Source organism: Microbacterium sp. NPDC008134, from assembly GCF_042957055.1.
Taxonomy (GTDB): domain Bacteria; phylum Actinomycetota; class Actinomycetes; order Actinomycetales; family Microbacteriaceae; genus Microbacterium.
The window spans coordinates 1,913,222-1,930,225 of sequence record NZ_JBIBHO010000001.1; the positions used below are offsets into that span (position 1 = coordinate 1,913,222).

21 protein-coding genes are annotated in these 17,004 nt (G+C 69.5%); all 21 read right to left on the reverse strand.

Going from position 1 to position 17,004, the window contains the following annotated elements:
* A complete protein-coding gene (locus tag ACFY9N_RS09070) occupies positions 1–660 on the reverse strand; it encodes a FliM/FliN family flagellar motor switch protein (RefSeq protein WP_391478166.1) in 660 nt (219 codons plus the stop codon).
* Positions 660–1,580: a flagellar motor switch protein FliM gene (locus tag ACFY9N_RS09075; protein WP_391478167.1), complete on the reverse strand. Its 921-nt coding sequence runs from the start codon at positions 1,578–1,580 to the stop codon at positions 660–662. The genes ACFY9N_RS09070 and ACFY9N_RS09075 overlap by 1 nt, the downstream gene beginning before the upstream one ends.
* Before the next feature lie 3 nt (positions 1,581–1,583).
* Complete coding sequence (locus ACFY9N_RS09080) at positions 1,584–2,399, reverse strand: flagellar motor protein MotB (RefSeq protein WP_391478169.1); 816 nt, start codon at positions 2,397–2,399, stop codon at positions 1,584–1,586.
* Positions 2,396–3,205 carry a motility protein A gene (locus ACFY9N_RS09085; protein WP_391478171.1) on the reverse strand — a complete coding sequence of 270 codons (810 nt, stop codon included), beginning with the start codon at positions 3,203–3,205 and terminating at the stop codon, positions 2,396–2,398. Before ACFY9N_RS09085 ends, ACFY9N_RS09080 begins: the two co-directional genes overlap by 4 nt.
* 2 nt (positions 3,206–3,207) lie before the next feature.
* On the reverse strand, positions 3,208–3,423 hold the full coding sequence (locus tag ACFY9N_RS09090) for a flagellar FlbD family protein (RefSeq protein WP_391478172.1): 216 nt from the start codon (positions 3,421–3,423) through the stop codon (positions 3,208–3,210).
* A 107-nt stretch (positions 3,424–3,530) separates the two neighbouring features.
* On the reverse strand, positions 3,531–4,697 hold the full coding sequence (locus ACFY9N_RS09095) for a flagellar hook protein FlgE (protein WP_391478174.1): 1,167 nt from the start codon (positions 4,695–4,697) through the stop codon (positions 3,531–3,533).
* 21 nt (positions 4,698–4,718) lie between these two features.
* Positions 4,719–5,150: a flagellar hook capping FlgD N-terminal domain-containing protein gene (locus tag ACFY9N_RS09100; protein WP_391478176.1), complete on the reverse strand. Its 432-nt coding sequence runs from the start codon at positions 5,148–5,150 to the stop codon at positions 4,719–4,721.
* Between the two features lie 11 nt (positions 5,151–5,161).
* Positions 5,162–6,529 carry a hypothetical protein gene (locus tag ACFY9N_RS09105; protein ID WP_391478178.1) on the reverse strand — a complete coding sequence of 456 codons (1,368 nt, stop codon included), beginning with the start codon at positions 6,527–6,529 and terminating at the stop codon, positions 5,162–5,164.
* Positions 6,526–6,948 (reverse strand): hypothetical protein, encoded by a 423-nt coding sequence (locus ACFY9N_RS09110; protein ID WP_391478179.1) that lies wholly within the window; start codon positions 6,946–6,948, stop codon positions 6,526–6,528. Before ACFY9N_RS09110 ends, ACFY9N_RS09105 begins: the two co-directional genes overlap by 4 nt.
* Positions 6,945–8,273 (reverse strand): FliI/YscN family ATPase, encoded by a 1,329-nt coding sequence (locus ACFY9N_RS09115; protein WP_391478181.1) that lies wholly within the window; start codon positions 8,271–8,273, stop codon positions 6,945–6,947. Before ACFY9N_RS09115 ends, ACFY9N_RS09110 begins: the two co-directional genes overlap by 4 nt.
* On the reverse strand, positions 8,270–8,947 hold the full coding sequence (locus ACFY9N_RS09120) for a FliH/SctL family protein (protein ID WP_391478182.1): 678 nt from the start codon (positions 8,945–8,947) through the stop codon (positions 8,270–8,272). The genes ACFY9N_RS09115 and ACFY9N_RS09120 overlap by 4 nt, the downstream gene beginning before the upstream one ends.
* Entirely contained in the window at positions 8,947–10,026 is a 1,080-nt protein-coding gene (locus ACFY9N_RS09125; protein WP_391478183.1) for a flagellar motor switch protein FliG, read from the reverse strand. The genes ACFY9N_RS09120 and ACFY9N_RS09125 overlap by 1 nt, the downstream gene beginning before the upstream one ends.
* Positions 10,023–11,660 (reverse strand): flagellar basal-body MS-ring/collar protein FliF, encoded by a 1,638-nt coding sequence (gene fliF, locus ACFY9N_RS09130; RefSeq protein ID WP_391478184.1) that lies wholly within the window; start codon positions 11,658–11,660, stop codon positions 10,023–10,025. Before fliF ends, ACFY9N_RS09125 begins: the two co-directional genes overlap by 4 nt.
* A 2-nt stretch (positions 11,661–11,662) precedes the next feature.
* Positions 11,663–11,983 carry a flagellar hook-basal body complex protein FliE gene (fliE, locus tag ACFY9N_RS09135; protein WP_391478186.1) on the reverse strand — a complete coding sequence of 107 codons (321 nt, stop codon included), beginning with the start codon at positions 11,981–11,983 and terminating at the stop codon, positions 11,663–11,665.
* Positions 11,983–12,375 (reverse strand): flagellar basal body rod protein FlgC, encoded by a 393-nt coding sequence (gene flgC, locus ACFY9N_RS09140; protein WP_391478187.1) that lies wholly within the window; start codon positions 12,373–12,375, stop codon positions 11,983–11,985. Before flgC ends, fliE begins: the two co-directional genes overlap by 1 nt.
* Entirely contained in the window at positions 12,372–12,719 is a 348-nt protein-coding gene (gene flgB / locus ACFY9N_RS09145; protein ID WP_391478188.1) for a flagellar basal body rod protein FlgB, read from the reverse strand. The genes flgC and flgB overlap by 4 nt, the downstream gene beginning before the upstream one ends.
* A 109-nt stretch (positions 12,720–12,828) precedes the next feature.
* Entirely contained in the window at positions 12,829–13,104 is a 276-nt protein-coding gene (locus ACFY9N_RS09150; RefSeq protein ID WP_391478189.1) for a hypothetical protein, read from the reverse strand.
* A 5-nt stretch (positions 13,105–13,109) separates the two neighbouring features.
* The gene (gene fliS / locus ACFY9N_RS09155; protein WP_391478190.1) at positions 13,110–13,523 is read right to left on the reverse strand and encodes a flagellar export chaperone FliS; all 414 of its coding nucleotides are present in this window, start codon (positions 13,521–13,523) and stop codon (positions 13,110–13,112) included.
* Positions 13,524–13,541: 18 nt separating this feature from the next.
* The gene (fliD, locus tag ACFY9N_RS09160; protein ID WP_391478191.1) at positions 13,542–14,903 is read right to left on the reverse strand and encodes a flagellar filament capping protein FliD; all 1,362 of its coding nucleotides are present in this window, start codon (positions 14,901–14,903) and stop codon (positions 13,542–13,544) included.
* Between the two features lie 101 nt (positions 14,904–15,004).
* Positions 15,005–15,865 carry a flagellin gene (locus tag ACFY9N_RS09165; RefSeq protein ID WP_391478193.1) on the reverse strand — a complete coding sequence of 287 codons (861 nt, stop codon included), beginning with the start codon at positions 15,863–15,865 and terminating at the stop codon, positions 15,005–15,007.
* Between the two features lie 106 nt (positions 15,866–15,971).
* The gene (locus ACFY9N_RS09170; protein WP_391478194.1) at positions 15,972–16,829 is read right to left on the reverse strand and encodes a sigma-70 family RNA polymerase sigma factor; all 858 of its coding nucleotides are present in this window, start codon (positions 16,827–16,829) and stop codon (positions 15,972–15,974) included.
* Positions 16,830–17,004 lie beyond the last annotated feature (175 nt).

Genomic DNA, 17,004 nt, shown 5'->3' on the forward strand with positions numbered 1-17,004 from the left:
TCAGACGCTCTCGGCGCCGTCGAGGATGCGCTCGACGCGGATCGCGAAGTCGCCGTCGGCGACGACCACCGTGCCGTGTCCGATCAGACGACCGTTGAGCTTGATGTCGGCCGGCGATCCCGCAGCGCGGTCGAGTTCGACCACGTTGCCCGGCTCCAGCGCGAGCACGTCGCGCACCGGCATCCGCGTTCGTCCGATCTCGACGACCAGCTCCATCTCGACACCGGCGATGCGATTGATGCGCTGCGGGCCCGAAGATCCCGAGCCCGCCCGATCACCGTCGATGCGGACCGAGGCGCGCGCGGCGATGGCCCCGGTCGAATCGACGAGGTCGAACACCTGCGTGCCCGGAGCCGCGAAGACCTCGGCCGCCGCGACGCTTTCCCCCGCACCGAGCGCCCCGGGACCGAGCACGATCGCCGCGGCCTCGAAGATCGGATGCAGCCGGTCAGCGAGAGCCGCCTTCTTCGACCCGTCCTCGAGCTGCGCAGGGTCGATCACCTGGATCGCGAGCCGCGCGCCGGGCGTGCCGGTGAAGGTCACTGCGATCGCGTCTCCCACCGCTCCGGGGTCGGTCGACGGCGTCGGGATGACGGGGAAGCCGAACGGCAGCTTGCCGGCGATCGCCGCGGCGATGGCGGTCTCGTGGAAGGTGCTCATCAGTGGTTCTCCTCGTGGGTGGTCGTGATCGTGCAGGCGAGGCGCGATCCTCGGCTGCCGGGGGTCGCACGCGCGATGGTCGTGTTTCCCGCCATCAGCTCGTAGGGCACCGTCTCCGGGTGCGGGAGACGCAGCAGATCACCCGGCGCGAGATCGAGCACCTCGCCCGCACCGATCGTGATCGGCGCGAGACGCAACGTGATCTCGAGCGGAGTGCTGTGCACCTGATCGCGGGTGTGGCCGGCGCCCCGCGTCGCCGCAGCATCCGCCCCTGCCTCGGCGAGGTGGTCCACGACGGCCGTAGCGGGAAGCATGATCGAGGCGACCGTGCGCGTGTCACCCAAGCGCATCGTGTACCGGGCGACGATCACAGCGGCCGAGGCCGAGATGACCTGCAGATACTGCGGGTTGTAGTGCACACCGCCGAAGACCGGCTCCCCGGGCAGCAGCGGACCGAGGCTCGCGGAGAGGTGCTCGAAGGTCCCCTCCATGAGGTTGCGCACCAGGGCGAGCTCGATCGGGGTGAACGTGCGGGCGTCCGGGAGCGACGTGCTGCGCCCTCCCATCATCTGCACGACCCACAGCAGCGCACTGTCGAGTCCGAACTGCACGACGCACGGCTCGTCGCGATCGGCGAAGGCGCCGGCGACCATGGCGGTCGTGCTCGGCAGCGTCTGCGCGTACTCCTCGTACGAGACGAGCTCGACGTCATCGAGAGTGAGATGCGTGCGCACCCGGATCTTCGCGGTGAGCTGTGACGACCACAGGCGCGCGAACGACTCGAACGACGCCTCCAGACGGCGGATGCTGTCACGCCCGAGCTGCGCGGGCCGACCGAAGTCGTACGCCGGATAGCGCGGTACGGAATCATCGGGCTCGCCGTGCGCGGCCATGGCGGTCTCCTCGGAGATGGTGGACACGTCTCAGCCCTTCCCGGCCGCATCGGCGAGTGCGGGGAGCAGCGCCCGCACCTGGTCTTCCTCGGTGGATTCGACGACGATGTCGACCCGCCTGTTGCTCGCCAGCGCCTCCGGCGTGTCGCCCTCGGCGAGCGGACGGGTGTCGGAGAAGGCGGTCGCCTTCACCCGCGCCCCGCCGACGAGTTCGTGCTCGACGAGGAAGCGCGCCACCTGGGTCGCTCGACCCCCCGACAGCTCCCAGTTCGTCGGGAAGGGTGCGGCCGACAGGCGCCGGTCGGCATGCCCCTCGACGCTCACCTGGTTGTCGACCGTCGTCAACACGTCACCGATCGCGTCGAGCACGGCATCCGCCTTCGCCGAGAGATCCGTGCTGTTGTCGCCGAAGAAGGTCTCCGCACCGATCAGGCCGACCTTGAGTCCGCGGTCGTTGATGACGAACTCGACCGTGTCCTGCAGACCCTGAGCCGCGAGTGCCGTGCGCATGCGCTCGCGCAGCTCCTCGAGCGACTCGTACTCGGCCGCGGCGCGCTCGGTCAGATCTGGTTCGCCCTCCTCGTCGAGCATCTCCGGAGGAATCACCAGCCCTTCGGAGATGTCGGCACCGCCAGTCGTCGTCTCCTCCTGCCCGAAACCGGTCGCGAGGCTGTTCGCGAGCAGCTCGAACTTGGTCTTGTCGACGTTCGACACGGCGAACAGCACGATGAACAGGCACATCAGCACCGTCACCATGTCGGCGTATGACACCGCCCAGCGCTCGTCGGGTTCGTCGTGGGATTCGTCCTCGTGCCCGCGCCCGCCCGCGCGGCGGGCCGTGCTCACAGGACCGCCTCCGAACCCTGCGCCTCCGAACCCTTCGGCTCCTTCGGCGCGCGGCGCTTCGGCTTGACGGTCGACAGCGCCTCGAGGCGCTCCTGCAGCAGATGCGGAGCACTGCCGGCCTGGATGGCGAGCATGCCCTCGCTGACGATCATCATGCGCTCGAGCTCCACCGCCCCGATGCGGTTCAGACGCCCCGCGATCGGGTTCCAGATGAAGTTCGCCGAGAGGAGCCCCCAGAGCGTCGCGACGAACGCCGCCGCGATCATCGGTCCGAGGTGATCGGGCTCGTCGAGCTTCTCGAGCACGTGCGTCAGCGAGACCACCGTGCCCACGATGCCGATGGTGGGCGCGTAGCCGCCGAGAGACGAGAAGAACTTCGCGGCGATCCGCGTGCGCGACGAGGTGGCCGTGATCTCGTCGTCCATCATGAGACGCAGGTCGTCGGCATCCGTCCCATCGGCCAGGGCCTGGAGCGCCTGGCGCGTGAAGGCGTCGGGTGCCGAGTCGAGCTCCTGCTCGAGAGCCAACAGGCCGTCGCCGCGGGCCTTCTCGGCATAGCCGACGAGGAACGGGATCACGGCCTCGGGCGTCGAACGCGGGCCCCGCACCATGCGACCGAGGCTCGTGACGGCCAGGCGGGTGTCGCGCAACGTGTGGCTCGCGATGCCGACGCCGATCGTCGATCCCAGCACGAGGATCATCGGCGCCGGGATCAGCAGGGCCTCGAAGCTCGCGCCCTCCATCGTGATCATCGCGACGAGGGCGCCGAACGCCAGGACGACGCCGATGAGGAATGCGGGATCCACGCTCAGTCCCCCGACTTCCGACCGAGGGTCTGCGCGGCGTCGAGCACGCGCGCCCGATAGGCGACGATCAGCTCGACCACGGCATCGAGGCTCTCCTCGACGACGTAGACCCCACCGTCGATCATGTGCAGTGTGGTGTCGGGCGACGAGTAGACGCGCTCGATGAGATCGGGGTTCACCGCGAACCGTGTGCGGTCGAGGCGAGTGACGATGATCATCGAGAAGTCTCCGGGCGAGGGCGTCGGGCGAGAGGCGGTTCAGCCCCGACTATCGCGACGTGACCCGCCCCGGGTAACCAGGGCGGGCCGCGAGTGCGTTGCAGGGATCAGCGCTTGAGCTGGGTGAGCTCCTGCAGCACCTCGTCGCTCGTGGTGATGATGCGGGCGTTCGCCTGGAAGCCGCGCTGCGCGACGATGAGATTGGTGAACTCCTGCGACAGGTCGACGTTGCTCATCTCGAGTGCACCCGACACGAGGCTGCCGAATCCGGCCTGGCCCGCCTCGCCGATCTGCGCCGGTCCCGAGTTGACCGAGAGGCGGTACGACGACCCGCCGGCCTTCTCGAGGCCCTCGGGGTTGGCGAAGGTCGCCATCGCGATCTTGCCGAGGGTTTGGGTCGCGCCGTTGCTGAACGTGCCGACGATCGAGCCGTCACCGGTGATGCTGTACGACTTGAGCGTGCCGGCAGCGGCTCCGTTCTGGTCGGTGACGGCGACGGTCGAGAGGCTCGCGTACCCGGTGACCGCGGTCAGATCGATGGTCACGGCGCCCGCGGTGAGAGTGAGGCCCGCACCGGTCTGCTTGCCGTCGATGAAGGCGAGGTCGCCCGTCGCGCCGCTCACCGGCTCGGAGACGCCCCAGCCCGCAGCCGTGCGCGTGAACGTGAGGCTCAGCGTCGTCGGCGTGCCCTGCGCGTCGAACACCGTGACGTCGCGCACGACCTCGTCGCCGACGGCAGCGGTCGAGGGCAGGTTTCCGGTGACGGTCGCTCCCGTCGTCGCACGTGCGGGTGAGACGGCATCCAGCGGCAGCACGATGTTGCCGACGGCCTGACCGGTGTTGACGACGCCGTCCTGCGCCGACCAGCCCTGCACGATCGCTCCGTCCGCGGTGACCATCTTGCCCGTCGGGTCGAAGGAGAAGCCTCCAGCGCGCGTGTAGAGCGTCTCACCGCCCGCGCGCACGGCGAAGAAGCCGTCGCCCGAGATCATGAGATCGCCGCCGCGTCCGGTGGCCTGGGCCGACCCCTGGGCGAAGTTGGTGCGCACGCCGGCTACCTGTACACCGAGGCCCACCTGCGCGGGGTTGCGTCCGCCGACCTGGTCGTCGGGGATACCGGCGTTGCCGATGAGCTGCGAGAGGGAGTCCTGGAAGACGACGGACGATCCCTTGAAGCCCGCGGTGTTCACGTTGGCGATGTTGTTGCCGGTCACGTCGAGCATGGTCTGGTGCGAGCGGAGTCCGGAGATGCCGGAGTAGAGCGAGCGGAGCATGGTGTTCTCTCTTCCTGTGTGTCAGGTGGTCGGTGCGGTCGTGGTGGCGACGCCCGTGATGGCGTCGAGTGCGATGGTCTTGTCGCCGATGGTCACCTGCGGCACGGGGCCGTCGAACGAGACCTTCGTGACGATGCCGGTGACGGACGTGCCGTCGGCATCCTCGTAGCTCGCCTCCTGCCCGATGAGGGCGGCGGCGGCCTGGCGCATGTCGAGCGCGAACGCCTCGGCGCCGTTGTCGGCGAGAGCCGTGAGCTGCTCCATCATGGCGAGCTGCGTCGTCTGCGAGATCATCTCGTTGGTGTCCATGGGACTCGAGGGATCCTGGTGGGTGAGCTGGGTGACGAGCAGCTTGAGGAAGACCTCGCCGTCGAGCACTTGCTTTCGGGCGGCGGGGTCGGTGGTGCTTCCGGTGTGGATCGACGTGGGTGCGCTCACGGCATCGACGGTCATGGGCTGTCCTCTCAGGCGAAGGTGTCGAGCCCCGCGCCGGCGACGGCGGGGGTGGAGGTCGGGAGGGTCCGCGCAGGGGGCGCATCGGCGCGGGCCCCGGAGGTGACGTCGGCCCCGGAGCCGCGTCGACCGTCGGCGTGTCCTCCGGCGCCCTGCTCGGCGCCGGGCTGCGCGAACCGCTCGGCGCCCCCGGCATCCGACGACGAGGCGGATGCCGACGCGAGCGAGAGGTTCGCGTGCGGGAGGACCGCCGCAAGGTCACGGCGGAGGTCGGAGACGATCGCGCGTAGCGCCTCACGCCCCGCATCGGTCGCACCGACGAGCTCGACCCGCACATCACCGTTCTGGCCGATGTGCGCCCGCACGGTCACCGGGCCGAGAGTGTCGGGGGTGACGGTCATGGTCAGCTGGTGGCTGCCGGCCGGACGCTGGGCGATGCTCACGACGACCGGAGACACCTGGGTGGCGACCGAGCGCGCGGATGCTGCGGGCTCCGGCGCCGAGACGACGGCGACCCCCGGCGCCGGTGCGCTCGCCGCGGGTACGACGGACGGCGTCGACGGAGCTGCCGTAGCCGGACCGGCGGGCGGCTCCGTGCGGTCCGCGACGGTGCCGGACGATGCGGCGGCGGTGATCTGAATCGCCGATGACGGGGCGGCGGACGAGGCGCCCGCCGGACGGACGGATGCCTCGACCCGCGCCGCCTCGGACGCGATCGCGCTCGCTGTACCCGACAGGAAGCCATCCGGCGGCGCAGCATCGGAGGACGGGACGGTCGTGGACGAGGGCACCGTCGGGACCGCGTCGACGGCGGCGCGGGCGAGGGACGGCATCCGCTCGTAGGACCGGGCGACGTCCGCAGGCAGCGCGCCGACGCTGTCGCCGGCATCCATCGTCGGGGCGGAAGGAGAAGCAGGCGCGCTCGTCACTGCGGGCCGCGATTCAACGACGCCGTCGGGGGTCGCGGCATCGGCTGCTTCGGTATCGGGTGCGTCGGCATCGGATGGGTCCAGGACAGTCATGGTCGGAGATGACGTCTGCGTCGACGCGACCGACATCGCGCTGATCATCGCGGGATCCGTCGTCGCTTCACCGCCCGCCGCCTCACTCGACGCGGTTTCCGCCGAATCCGTCGCGCCCTCGCCGGCGTTCGGAGCGGCGTTCGGCCCGACCGAGGACTCGGCGGTCGCGGGCGACGGAGTGCTCGCCTGCGCCTCCGAGCCGCTGGGGGCATCGAGCATTCGCTCCGCGAGTTCCAGCGCAGCGCCGAACGAGGTCGCCGGGACGCCCGTTCCGCGACCGGCCTGCGTCGCTCCCCCGGCGATGATCGCGACGAACGGATCGGTCGGCGTCGTTCCCGCGGCGAACCCGGCCCTCATGCGGTGCGCTCCTCGCGCAGACTGCGCACGACGGCGATCTCGTCGAGCGCGGTCTGCTCCGCGTGCTGCTCGATCTGTGCGCTCTCGACGCGATGCGCGTCCTCGAGGCGTTCCAGGCCTCGCAGCTCCCGGCGCGCCTCGATGTGCGCGGCCTTCGCCTCCGCCTCTTCCGCGCGACGCAGCTCGGTGAGCGCCTGGATATCGCTCAGGGCGCTGCGACCGGCGGCTCGCGCCGCCGCCATCGCGAGCAGGGTCTGTGCGTCGTCGACCTGCGCGCTGATCTCGGAGAGGCTCACGACCGCCCCCTGTTCTGTGCTCTCGGCCTGCAGCCGGGCGGATGATGTGCGGGACAACTGCTCAGCGGCGACGCGCTCCTGGGCGTCGCGCACGCGCAGCAGGCCGGCGAGGGGGAACGTCATGGCGTCAGTCCTCCGAGCTCGGTGGTGAGAGCGGCGAGGCGCCGCCAGGAATCCTCGGCGCAGGTCAGGTCGTCCATCCGCTGGGTGAGGAACCCGGCGATGTCTTCCTCGTGCGCGAGAGCGGCATCGACCAGCGGGTTCGCCCCTGCCCGGTACGCGCCGATGTCGATGAGGTCGTTCGCACTGCGACGTGCGGCCAGCACGCTGCGCAGCGCCACCGCGTGTGCTCGCTGCTCGGTGGTGGTGATCTTCGACACCACGCGCGAGATCGAGCCGAGCACATCGACGGCCGGAAAATGCCCACGCACCGCGAGGGCGCGATCGAGCATGACGTGCCCGTCGAGGATGCCGCGGGCGGCATCGGCGATCGGCTCGTTGTGATCGTCGCCGTCGACGAGCACGGTGTACAGACCCGTGACCGAACCGACGGGCCCCGTACCGGCGCGCTCCAGGAGACGGGCCAGCACCGAGAAGGTCGACGGTGGATATCCGCGGGTCGCCGGCGGCTCCCCTGCGCTCAGCCCGATCTCGCGCTGCGCCATCGCCACGCGCGTGAGGGAGTCCATCATGAGCACGACGTCGCTTCCCTCTGCCCGGAACCCCTCGGCGATGCGCGTCGCGACGAACGCCGAGCGCATCCGCACCATCGCCGGCTGATCGGAGGTCGCGACGACGACGACGGAACGGGCCAGACCTTCGGATCCCAGGTCGTCCTCGAGGAACTCGCGCACCTCACGGCCGCGCTCACCCACCAGAGCGATCACGGTGACGTCGGCCGTCGAGCCGCGGGCGATCATCGACATCAGCGACGATTTGCCCACTCCCGAGCCCGCGAAGAGTCCGAGGCGCTGCCCGGTACCCACAGGGATCAGTGTGTCGAGCACCCGGACGCCGAGTCCGAGCTGACGATCGATCCGCTGGCGGTTCAGGATGCTCGGGGCCTCGTGATCGAGCGGCACGAAGGCGGTGTCGCGGCCCAGGGGCCCCTTCCCGTCGATCGGTCGACCCAGACCGTCGAGCACGCGCCCGAGCAGCGACGTGCCGGTCGGCACCCGCAGGCGCTCGCCGGTGTGCAGCACGCGCGCCCGTGCGGTGATCCCATCGAGCGGTCCGAGCGGCATGCACCGCGCCGAACCACCGTCGACCGCGACGACCTCGGCATCCACTCGGCGCCCGCCTGCCACATCGATCCGGACGCGATCGCCGACCGCGGCATCGATGCCCACGACCTCGGCCCCGAGCCCGAGGACGGACTTCACCGTGCCCGAGCGCTCCGGGCGCACGGCCTCCAGCGCCCGCGACCACGACGCCGTGCGGGCGCTCATGCGCGGCCCTCGATGTCACCGCGAGCATCGTCGCCGCTGTCATCGCGGCCGCCGTCGACGCCGCCGCGCAGGGCCGCACCCGCCCGCCGCAGAGCGTCCGCGACGCTCAGGTCGACGGCACCGTCGACGATCTGCACGATCGCACCGCCCGGCGAGATCGAGGCGTCGTCGATCATGTCGACGCCCTGCAGCGCCGCCGCGGCATCCGCGTCCCCGCGCAGGATCGCCGCGTCCTGCGGGTGCACCGCGATACGCGTCCACCGGTCCACGGGCATCTCGGCTACGGCTCTGCGAAACGCGTGCGCTGCCGAGCGCGCGGCATCCGACAGCTCTGCGCCGAGGATCACGGACGCGAGCTCGACCGCGAGTTCTTCGATGCGATCGACCGAGAGTGCGCTCATCGCACCGACCCGCTCGCCGAGGGCGGATCGGGCGTCGTCGAGCGCGGCCAGAGCACTCGCTGACCGCTCCGCGTGGGCATCGCGCTCCCTCTGGAGGCGCTCGGCCACGACGACCTGCTGCGCCCGCGCCTCGTCGAGCGCGATCCGTCGCCCTTCCGCGAAGCCCTCGGCGTAGCCGCGCGTGCGCGCACGCCTCGCCTCGTCACGGACGTCGGTCGGGGTCTCCCCCACGCGCGGCACGACGAGCGGGGTGAAGGCGGTGTCGGAGGGCATCATTCGATCAACTCGTCCTCGTCCTCGCGCGAGATCGTGATCTCCTCCGCGGCCTCGAGTTCGCGGATGATGCGCACGACCTCGGCCCGCGCCTCATCGACCTGACGGACACGTACGGATCCGAGCACTCGGGCCTCCTCGGCGAGGTTCTCCCGGTTGCGCTCGGTCATGTTGGTCGTGACCTTGAGGGCGATCTGCTCGTCGGCCCCCTTGAGCGCGAGCGCGAGGACGCGCAGGTCGATGCCGCGCAGGACGCGCTGCGCGTCGCGGTCCTCGAGTCGGGTGAAGTCGGCGAACGTCACCATCCGGCTGCGGATGTCCTCGGCGAGGGCGAGGTCGCGGCCCTCAAGGCTCGCCAGAAGCGACTTCTCGAGTGCGGTGTCCGAACGGCTGATGATCTCGACCAAGGGCTGCACGCCCCCGATCGACTCATGGTTGTCGCGCATGGCGAACACACCGGTGCGCGAGCGCAGGGAGTCCGCGACGATCGAGATCGCTTCCTGCGTGGCGGTCCCCATCGTCGCGATCGCCTGCGCGACGTCGGTGCGCAGCGGGTCCTGCAGCGCGGCGAGCACCGCCGCGGCGCGATCCGCCCGCAGGTTCGCGAGCACGACCGCGACCGTCGTCGGCAGCTCGCCCTCGAGGATCGTGGCGAGCTGAGCCGGATCCGCCGCGTTCAGGAAATCGAACGACACCGCGCCCTGCGACATCACCCTGCCGACCATCCCGACGGCCTTCTCCCGCCCGAACGCGGTCTCCAGCAGCCCGGTCGCGAGCTCCTGTCCGCCGCGGGACGGCACCGACCCGCCCGATGCGATGCGCGTGAATGCGGCGAGGGCGTGGGCCGTGGCGGCGAGATCGACACCGCCGAGCTGCGTGAGCTCCGCAGCGAGCAGCTCCGACCGGTCCTCGCCCAGCAGACGGAGCACCTCGGCGCTCGCCTCGCGGTCCATGTTGAGAAGCACGATGGCCGCCTGACGGAGTCCGCTCATCGGAGCGATCGCCTGCCCCGAAGAGGCCACGACCGCCTCGGTGATCTGCTCGGTCGGGGCATCCGCTGATTCGATCTGCATGCTCATACGGTGGACTCGTCCATCAGGCTCGCCAGCGCGGTGGCGGTGGCTTGAGGTTCGCGGCGGGCGATGTCGTCGATCTCACGGCGACGGCGCTCGACGAGGATCTGCTCCCGCTCGGGTTCCTCCTCGACGTCGAGCAGAGTCGGCGACACCTGCGGCAGCAGCGGTGCGGTCAGTGCTTCGCGGTCCTGCAGACCCTTGAGCGATTTGAGCTTCTGCTCCTCGCTCTCGGTCAGAGTCGCGAGGTACTCGATCGGCCCCTCGTCGGTGTAGGCGATGCGCCGCTTCATCCGCAGACGGATCGAGAGGAACACCACGAGGATGATCACGGCGAGCAGGATCGACCCGCCGATGATCGCCGACCGCACGAGCTCCTGCTGGAACTGCGCCGCCTGCTCCGCCTCGGCGGCTGCCAGCGCCGTCTGCGCCGCATTCGCACCGGCTCCGGCGAACTCCACGAACTCGACGGCGATCGTGTCACCGCGCTCGACGTCGATGCCGGCCGCCGAGGCGACGAGCGTCTCGATCTGCGCTGCGGTGACGCCCGTCACGGTGCCACGGTTGAGGGCGATGCTCACGGTCTGCCGGGTCACTTCACCGGCGGGTGTGATCGTCTTCTCGGTCGATTTGTTCACGGCGTTGCTGCGCGAGGTCTCCTCGAACTCGTAGGCGCCGTCACCGTCCGCCCCATTCGGCACCGCGATGTTGTCCGGGCCGAGCACTCCCGTGCCGCCGCCCTGACCACCGGTGTAGGTCTCGGTCTTCGTCTGCTCCGACGCGCTGAGATCACCCTCGGGGGCCGAGTAGGTCTCGTCCATGCGCTCGGAGGTCGAGTTCGCGACGTCGGCGGACACCGTCACGGTCGCGTTCCCCGGCCCGACGATCGTCTCCAGCATCCGATTCACCGACGCGGCCACGCGGGCCTCGTGCTCGGTGGCCTGCTTCGACGAGTTGCCGGCCACGCCCGAACCGACCGCCGAGAGCACCGTGCCGTTCTGGTCGGTGACGGCCACGTCCTCCGGAGTCATACCGGGAACCGACGCGCTCGTGAGGTGGATGATCGCCTCGATCTTCTCGTCGCTGAGCGTCGATCTGTTGCGGGTCTTCACGAACACGGATGCCGTGGGAGTCTGCTGCTCCGAGACGAAGACGCTCTCCTCGGGGATCGCGAGCTGCACCGACGCGGTGCTGATGCCGTCCATCGCGCTGATCGTGCTCGCGAGCTCGCCCTCGATCGCACGCTTGTAGGTCACGGACTGCTGGAACTCGCTCGCGGTGACGCCCATCTTGTCGAGAAGGGTGTATCCCTCGCTCGTGTCGCCGGGAAGACCGGCGGATGCCGCCGCCAGTCGCTGCGCATAGACCTGATCGTCGGGGACGAGGATCGTCGCGCCGCCCTCGGCCAGCTCGTACCCGACGCCCGCCGACTTGAGCTGATCAACGACCGCCGAAGCGTCGCCGGCGCTGAGACCGGTGAAGAGCGGGCTCATCTGCGGCTTGGTGAGCCATGCGCCGAGCGCGACGGCCCCCATCACCAGTAGCGCGACGCCGATGATCGCGATCGTGCGCTGGGCGACCGTGAAGCCCGAGACGATCAGCTTCACGCGTTCGAAGGAGTTGGAGAGCACCTTCGGCATGGTCAGGCCTGCATCCGCATGATCTCGTTGAACGCCGACACGCTACGGTCGCGGACGGCGACCATGAGATCGAGCGTCACACCCGCGCGGGCGGAGGCGATCATCGCCTGGTGGATGTCCTGCAGATCGCCGGTGACGGCCTGCACGGCGAGTTCGTTGGACGTCGACTGCAACTGCTGCAGGTTCTCGACGGCGCCGGTGAGCGACGTCGCGAAGGCACCCGCCGACGTGGAGGATCCCACACCGTCGGCGCCGGATTCGAAGCTGAGGGCCGACATCGGGGTGACGCCGGCGGCGGAGATCGCGTCGATGGGAGACGACATCAGTTGCGTCCGATCTGCAGGGCCGCCTCGTAGGTCGTCTTCGCCCGGTCGACGACGGCGGCGTTGGCCTCATACCCGCGCTGGGCGAGGATCAGCATGCTCATCTGATCACCGAGCTCGACGTTCGGGTACTGGACGTACCCCTCTTCGTTCGCGTACGGATGCTCGGGGTCGTAGACGAGTTTCGCCTCGGCCTCCGATTCGACGACGCCGGCGACGAAGACTCCCGGGCTCGAGGTACCTGCCTGCACCGTCACGAACTTCTCGCGGAACGCCTCCTCCCCGGCCGGGGTGGCGGTGTTGACGTTCGCGATGTTGTCGCTGAGGGCGTCGAGCCACTTGCGGTGCACGTTCAATCCGGTACCGGCGATGCCGATCGCGTCGAAGGTCATGCGGATGCCTGTCCGATCGCCTTGGTGATCGATGCGGCCTGACCGCCGATCGCCTGGCTGGCGAATTGGAAGCGGAGGACGGTGTCGATGTTCGACAACGTCTCGGTGTCGAGGTTGACGTTGTTGCCGTTCAGACGAGTGGGCTCGAGCGAGCGCTCGACCGTCGCCGCGACCGACCCCGACCCGTCATCGACCGCGCGCCGGAGTTCGTCTTCGAACTGCACCCGCTTCGCCTGGTAGCCGGGTGTGTTCACGTTCGCGATGTTCTCGGCGATCGAGCGCTGGCGCAGCGCCAGGCCGTCGAGCGCACTGATCAGTGCGGAGGAGGTTACGGATTCGAGCACGGCGGCACCCCGGAAGTGTGGTGGAGAAGCCGATCCGTGGCCTGCGTCGAGCGATCCGTGCTCGTGGCCGACTATCGCGACAGTGCCGCGTCGGCGTAACCGCCGTCGCTCATCCTTCGACGTCGAGGTAGACGGGAGCGTCGGGGGTGCCCGTCGGCACCCGCCGGAGAGCGGCGAGTTCGCGCGCCACGTTCGCCCGTGAGGCGGTGAGTCCGCGGATCATCATCTGCTGACGCGCGAGCACCGCCTCCGCACGTTCGCGCAGTTCCTCGGGCACCGGGCCGGTCGGCGCCTCGAACGCCGGGTCGAGCTGATCATCGGCGGCATCGAGCGCACGCTCGAACGAGTCGAGCACCGCCATCCACGACGCGAGATTGTCGGTCATCCGATTCAGCCCAGGGCGGATGCCGGGGCGGGAGCCGACGCGGAGGTCACCGCTGCCGCCTGGTGCCACGCCTCGCGCAGCGGGGCGATGAGCTCACGGCACTCCGCGACGGCCGCCCGGTCGCGGCCGATGTTCGCGGCGATGAGTCGACCGGTGACGTAGGTGTACAGCGCGCGCAGATCGACCGCGCCGTCCCAGGCGTCGGTGAGCGAGCCGCTCAGTTCGGCGACGATCTGCTGGGCGTGGGTGAGATGTGCACCCGCAGCCGCCCAATCCTCGGCTTCCTGCGCGGCACCCGCTCGATCGACATCGACGAGCAGACGGTCGTACAGCAGGGTGAGCAGCCGCTCGGGCGAGGCCGAGGCGACCTGCTGCTCGAGGTACTGCTGCTTGGCGCGTTCCAGGGATGTCAGGGGCATCGCTTGTCTCCTCGGCGATCAGGACTTGGTGGCGGTGAGGGCGTCGAGCTGCCCGGTCAGCCACGACGACTGGGATTCGAGCTTCGAGAGCTGCACTTCGAGCTGGGCGTAGGTGCGCTCCAGGGTGGCGCGACGCTGCTCGAGGCGGATGTCCCACCGCTCGACCTGCGTCTTGAGTGTCTTGACCTCGGACTCCTGGCCGGTGATCCGCTGCGTGAGCAGACCGTCGTACTTGTCGGAGTAGGTGTCGGCGACGCCTTCGAGACGCGCGGCGACACTCGAGAACAGCTCCTGCGTCTTCTCGGGATCCTCGGCGAGTGCCGCGGCGAACTTCTCGGCGTCGAACGAGAGCACGCCCTTCTCGTTGATCGAGACGCCGATGCTCGAGGGCGAGACCCCGTCGAGCGGGTGCTGCACGGCGTTCGCGAGCGCCGTGCGGAGGTTGCGTACCGTGCTGTCGCCGGTGAACACACCGAGGGTCGTCTTCTCCCCCACCTCACCGACCGTCGCCTTCGAGCCGTTGTCGATGCGGGTGAGCAGACCGGCGATCTCCTTTACGAACGCCTCGGCCGTGGCCGTCTGCGCCTTCGCGTCGAGGGCGACCGTGACGGTGATCGGATCGGTGCTGGGCTTCGTGACCGTGACGGTGACGTCGTCGCCGACGGTGATCGTGTTGCTCGCGCTCGCGAGCACCTGCTCGGCGGAGGTTCCGGCGAACAGTCGGATGCGGGCGTCCGAGCCCGTGGTCAGGACGGCGGCGCCGGGCTCTGCGCCGAGGTCGATCGCGGTGCCGGCGTCGAGGTCGTCGCCGTTGCCTCGGTGCAGCGTGAAGCGGTTTTCGGCCCCGGTCTCTGCGGCGTTGAGCTGGATGCGCGAGAGCGGTGCGCCGTCGGCATCCGTCCCGGCGGGCACCACGGTCGCCGTCACACCGGCTTTCGCCGCGTTGATGGCCTTGACGAGGTCCTGGGGCGATGACCCGGAGGGCGCGATCTCGGTGCGGGTGCCGTCGGCGGCGACGAGGGTGAAGGCCCCTCCCCAGGAGTCCGCGCGTCCGGCCGCGGTGACGACGGAGTGCGCGGTGGCGACGGCATCGACGACGATGCTCGTCGAGAACGCACTGGCTTTCGGCCCAGCGGCCACGGTGACGCTCTCGGCCGACGACGTGGCGGTGAACGCAGCCAGCGACGTGGCGGCGGCTGCGGTCTTCGCTTTCTCGACCAGTGCCTGGAGCGAGGTGTTGAGCGACTGCAGGTTCGTGATGATCGAGGTGCGGTCGGTGATCTTGGTGGTGATCAGTTTCTTCGGGATCGCCGACACGTCCATGAGCGCGTCGATGAGCTCACCGGTCTTCAGTCCGGAGATCAGTCCGTCCAGTTTCATCGTCGGATGCCTTCCATCGGAACGTGTCGCGTTGCTTATGGGAAGGCGCCCGGGCGGAGTGTCCCCCGCCCGAGCGCCCGGTGCGCCTCAGGCGCGCTGACTCAACGCAGCAGCTGCAGAACGCCCTGGCCGGACTGGTTCGCCTGCGCGAGCATCGCGGTGCCCGCCTGCTGCAGGATGTTCGCCGCCGTGTACTTGACCATCTCCGCCGCCATGTCGGTGTCGGCGATGCGGCTCTTGGCCGCCGAGAGGTTCTCGGCCGAGACCTGCAGCGAGTTGATCGTCGACTCGAAGCGGTTCTGCACCGCACCGAGGTCGGCGCGGGCCGACGAGACGCTCTTGATCGCGGTGTCGACCGTCGTGATGGTCGCAGCGGCCACCGTGGGGTCGGCGAAGCCGTCCGTGGTGACGATCGCGGCCTTGAGGTCGGTGGCGAGCGTCGCGATGTCGGCGGACGCGAGGTTCACCGTGATCTGGCTCGACGCGGCGCCGTCGGCTCCGACCTGGAAGCTGAGCACACCGTCGCCCGCGGCACCGGCCGACGCATCCAGCAGCTTGATGCCGTTGAAGTTCGTCGTGTCGGAGATGCGGGTGAGCTCGTCGACCAGCTGCGTCACCTCGGTGGTGATCGCGGCGCGCGAGTCCTCGTTGTTGGAGTCGTTTCCGGCCTGCACCGCGAGGTCGCGCACGCGCTGCAGGATGGAGTGGACCTCGGTCAGTGCACCTTCTGCGGTCTGGATGACCGAGATGCCGTCCTGAGCGTTGCGGGCTGCGACGTTCAGGCCGTTGACCTGCGAACGCAGGCCCTCGGAGATGGCGAGGCCGGCGGCGTCGTCGGCTGCGCGGTTGATGCGCAGGCCGCTCGAGAGCTTCTCGAGCGACTTCGAGACGTCGTTCTGATTGCTCGACAGGTTGCGGTACGAGTTGAGCGCGCTGACGTTGGTGGCGATCTGAAGACCCATGAGTATCCTCCGTGGTTATGGGACTGGAAGCGGGTCCATCCGTGGACCTGCACATCCCACATTCGCGACAGCTCGCGCGTCCCGTAACCGACGATCGGGAGGAAACTCAGATCGCGGGGAGGAGATCTTCGCTCCGGTGCGCGGTCGTGGTCTTCTCCGGCCCGAACAGCGCGCCGAAGAACTCGGCCTTCGCCGGGCTGGTTCGGTCGCCGGACGTCCCCTGTTCCCACGCTTCCATCGCCTCTCGCATGAGAACGAGGCCGCGCGAGCGCAGCTTCGACACGTAGGCGTGGCTGACCTCCATCTCGTCGGCGAGGTCTTTGACCATCCGGTCGTCGAGATAGATCCCGCGGATCACCCGGCGCATCGCGTCCGGAAGCGCGTCGAGCACTCGGACGACCATCTCGCGCGTCTCGTTCTGCTCCGCGGCGAACTCGGGCAGCACGATGCTGTCGGTGAGGTCGACCGCCTGCCTCCCCGATTCGGGGTCGAAGTGCTCCTCGAAGCTCGTCGCGGTGCGCACCATCGTGTCGAGGTGCAGCATCTCGGTGACCGCCGCGACGTCGAGACCCGCTTCCTTCGCGACCTCGGCCGGTGTGCCCGCGCGCCCGGTGCGGGCGAGCACGGCGTCGCCGGCGGCGCGAATCAGCTCGATCTTGTCGCGCCCTCGTTCCCCGGCCGGGTCGGCGCGGCGCATCTCCGAGAGCATCGCCCAGGTGATCTGGGTGCGGGCGAAGGCACCGAACGGGATGCCGCGCTCGGGCTCGTAGGTCATCGCCGCCCGAGCCAGTCCGAGTCGTGCGGCCGACATGAGGTCGTCGAGGTCGACGTGCTCGGCGGTGCGGGCCTTCTCGAGGGCCAGGAACGTCGCCAGCGCCATGTTGTCGCGCGCGAGTTTCTCGGCGGATGCCGTCGTGGACCCGCGCGATCCGGAGACAGCAGAAAGAGCAGAATCCTGCAGCAACGTGGCCCCCTGAGTTATCAACTGATTTACGAGTGAAGATAACAGGTTTTACACGTAGACAAGTAAATAATTGATTTCCCGCTCGTGTCTGTCGAGGTGCGCTTCGGACGGCGACGCGAACAGGCTCGACAGATGTCGTAGCGCCGCCTCGGACGATCCGCTTGAATGACCCTCA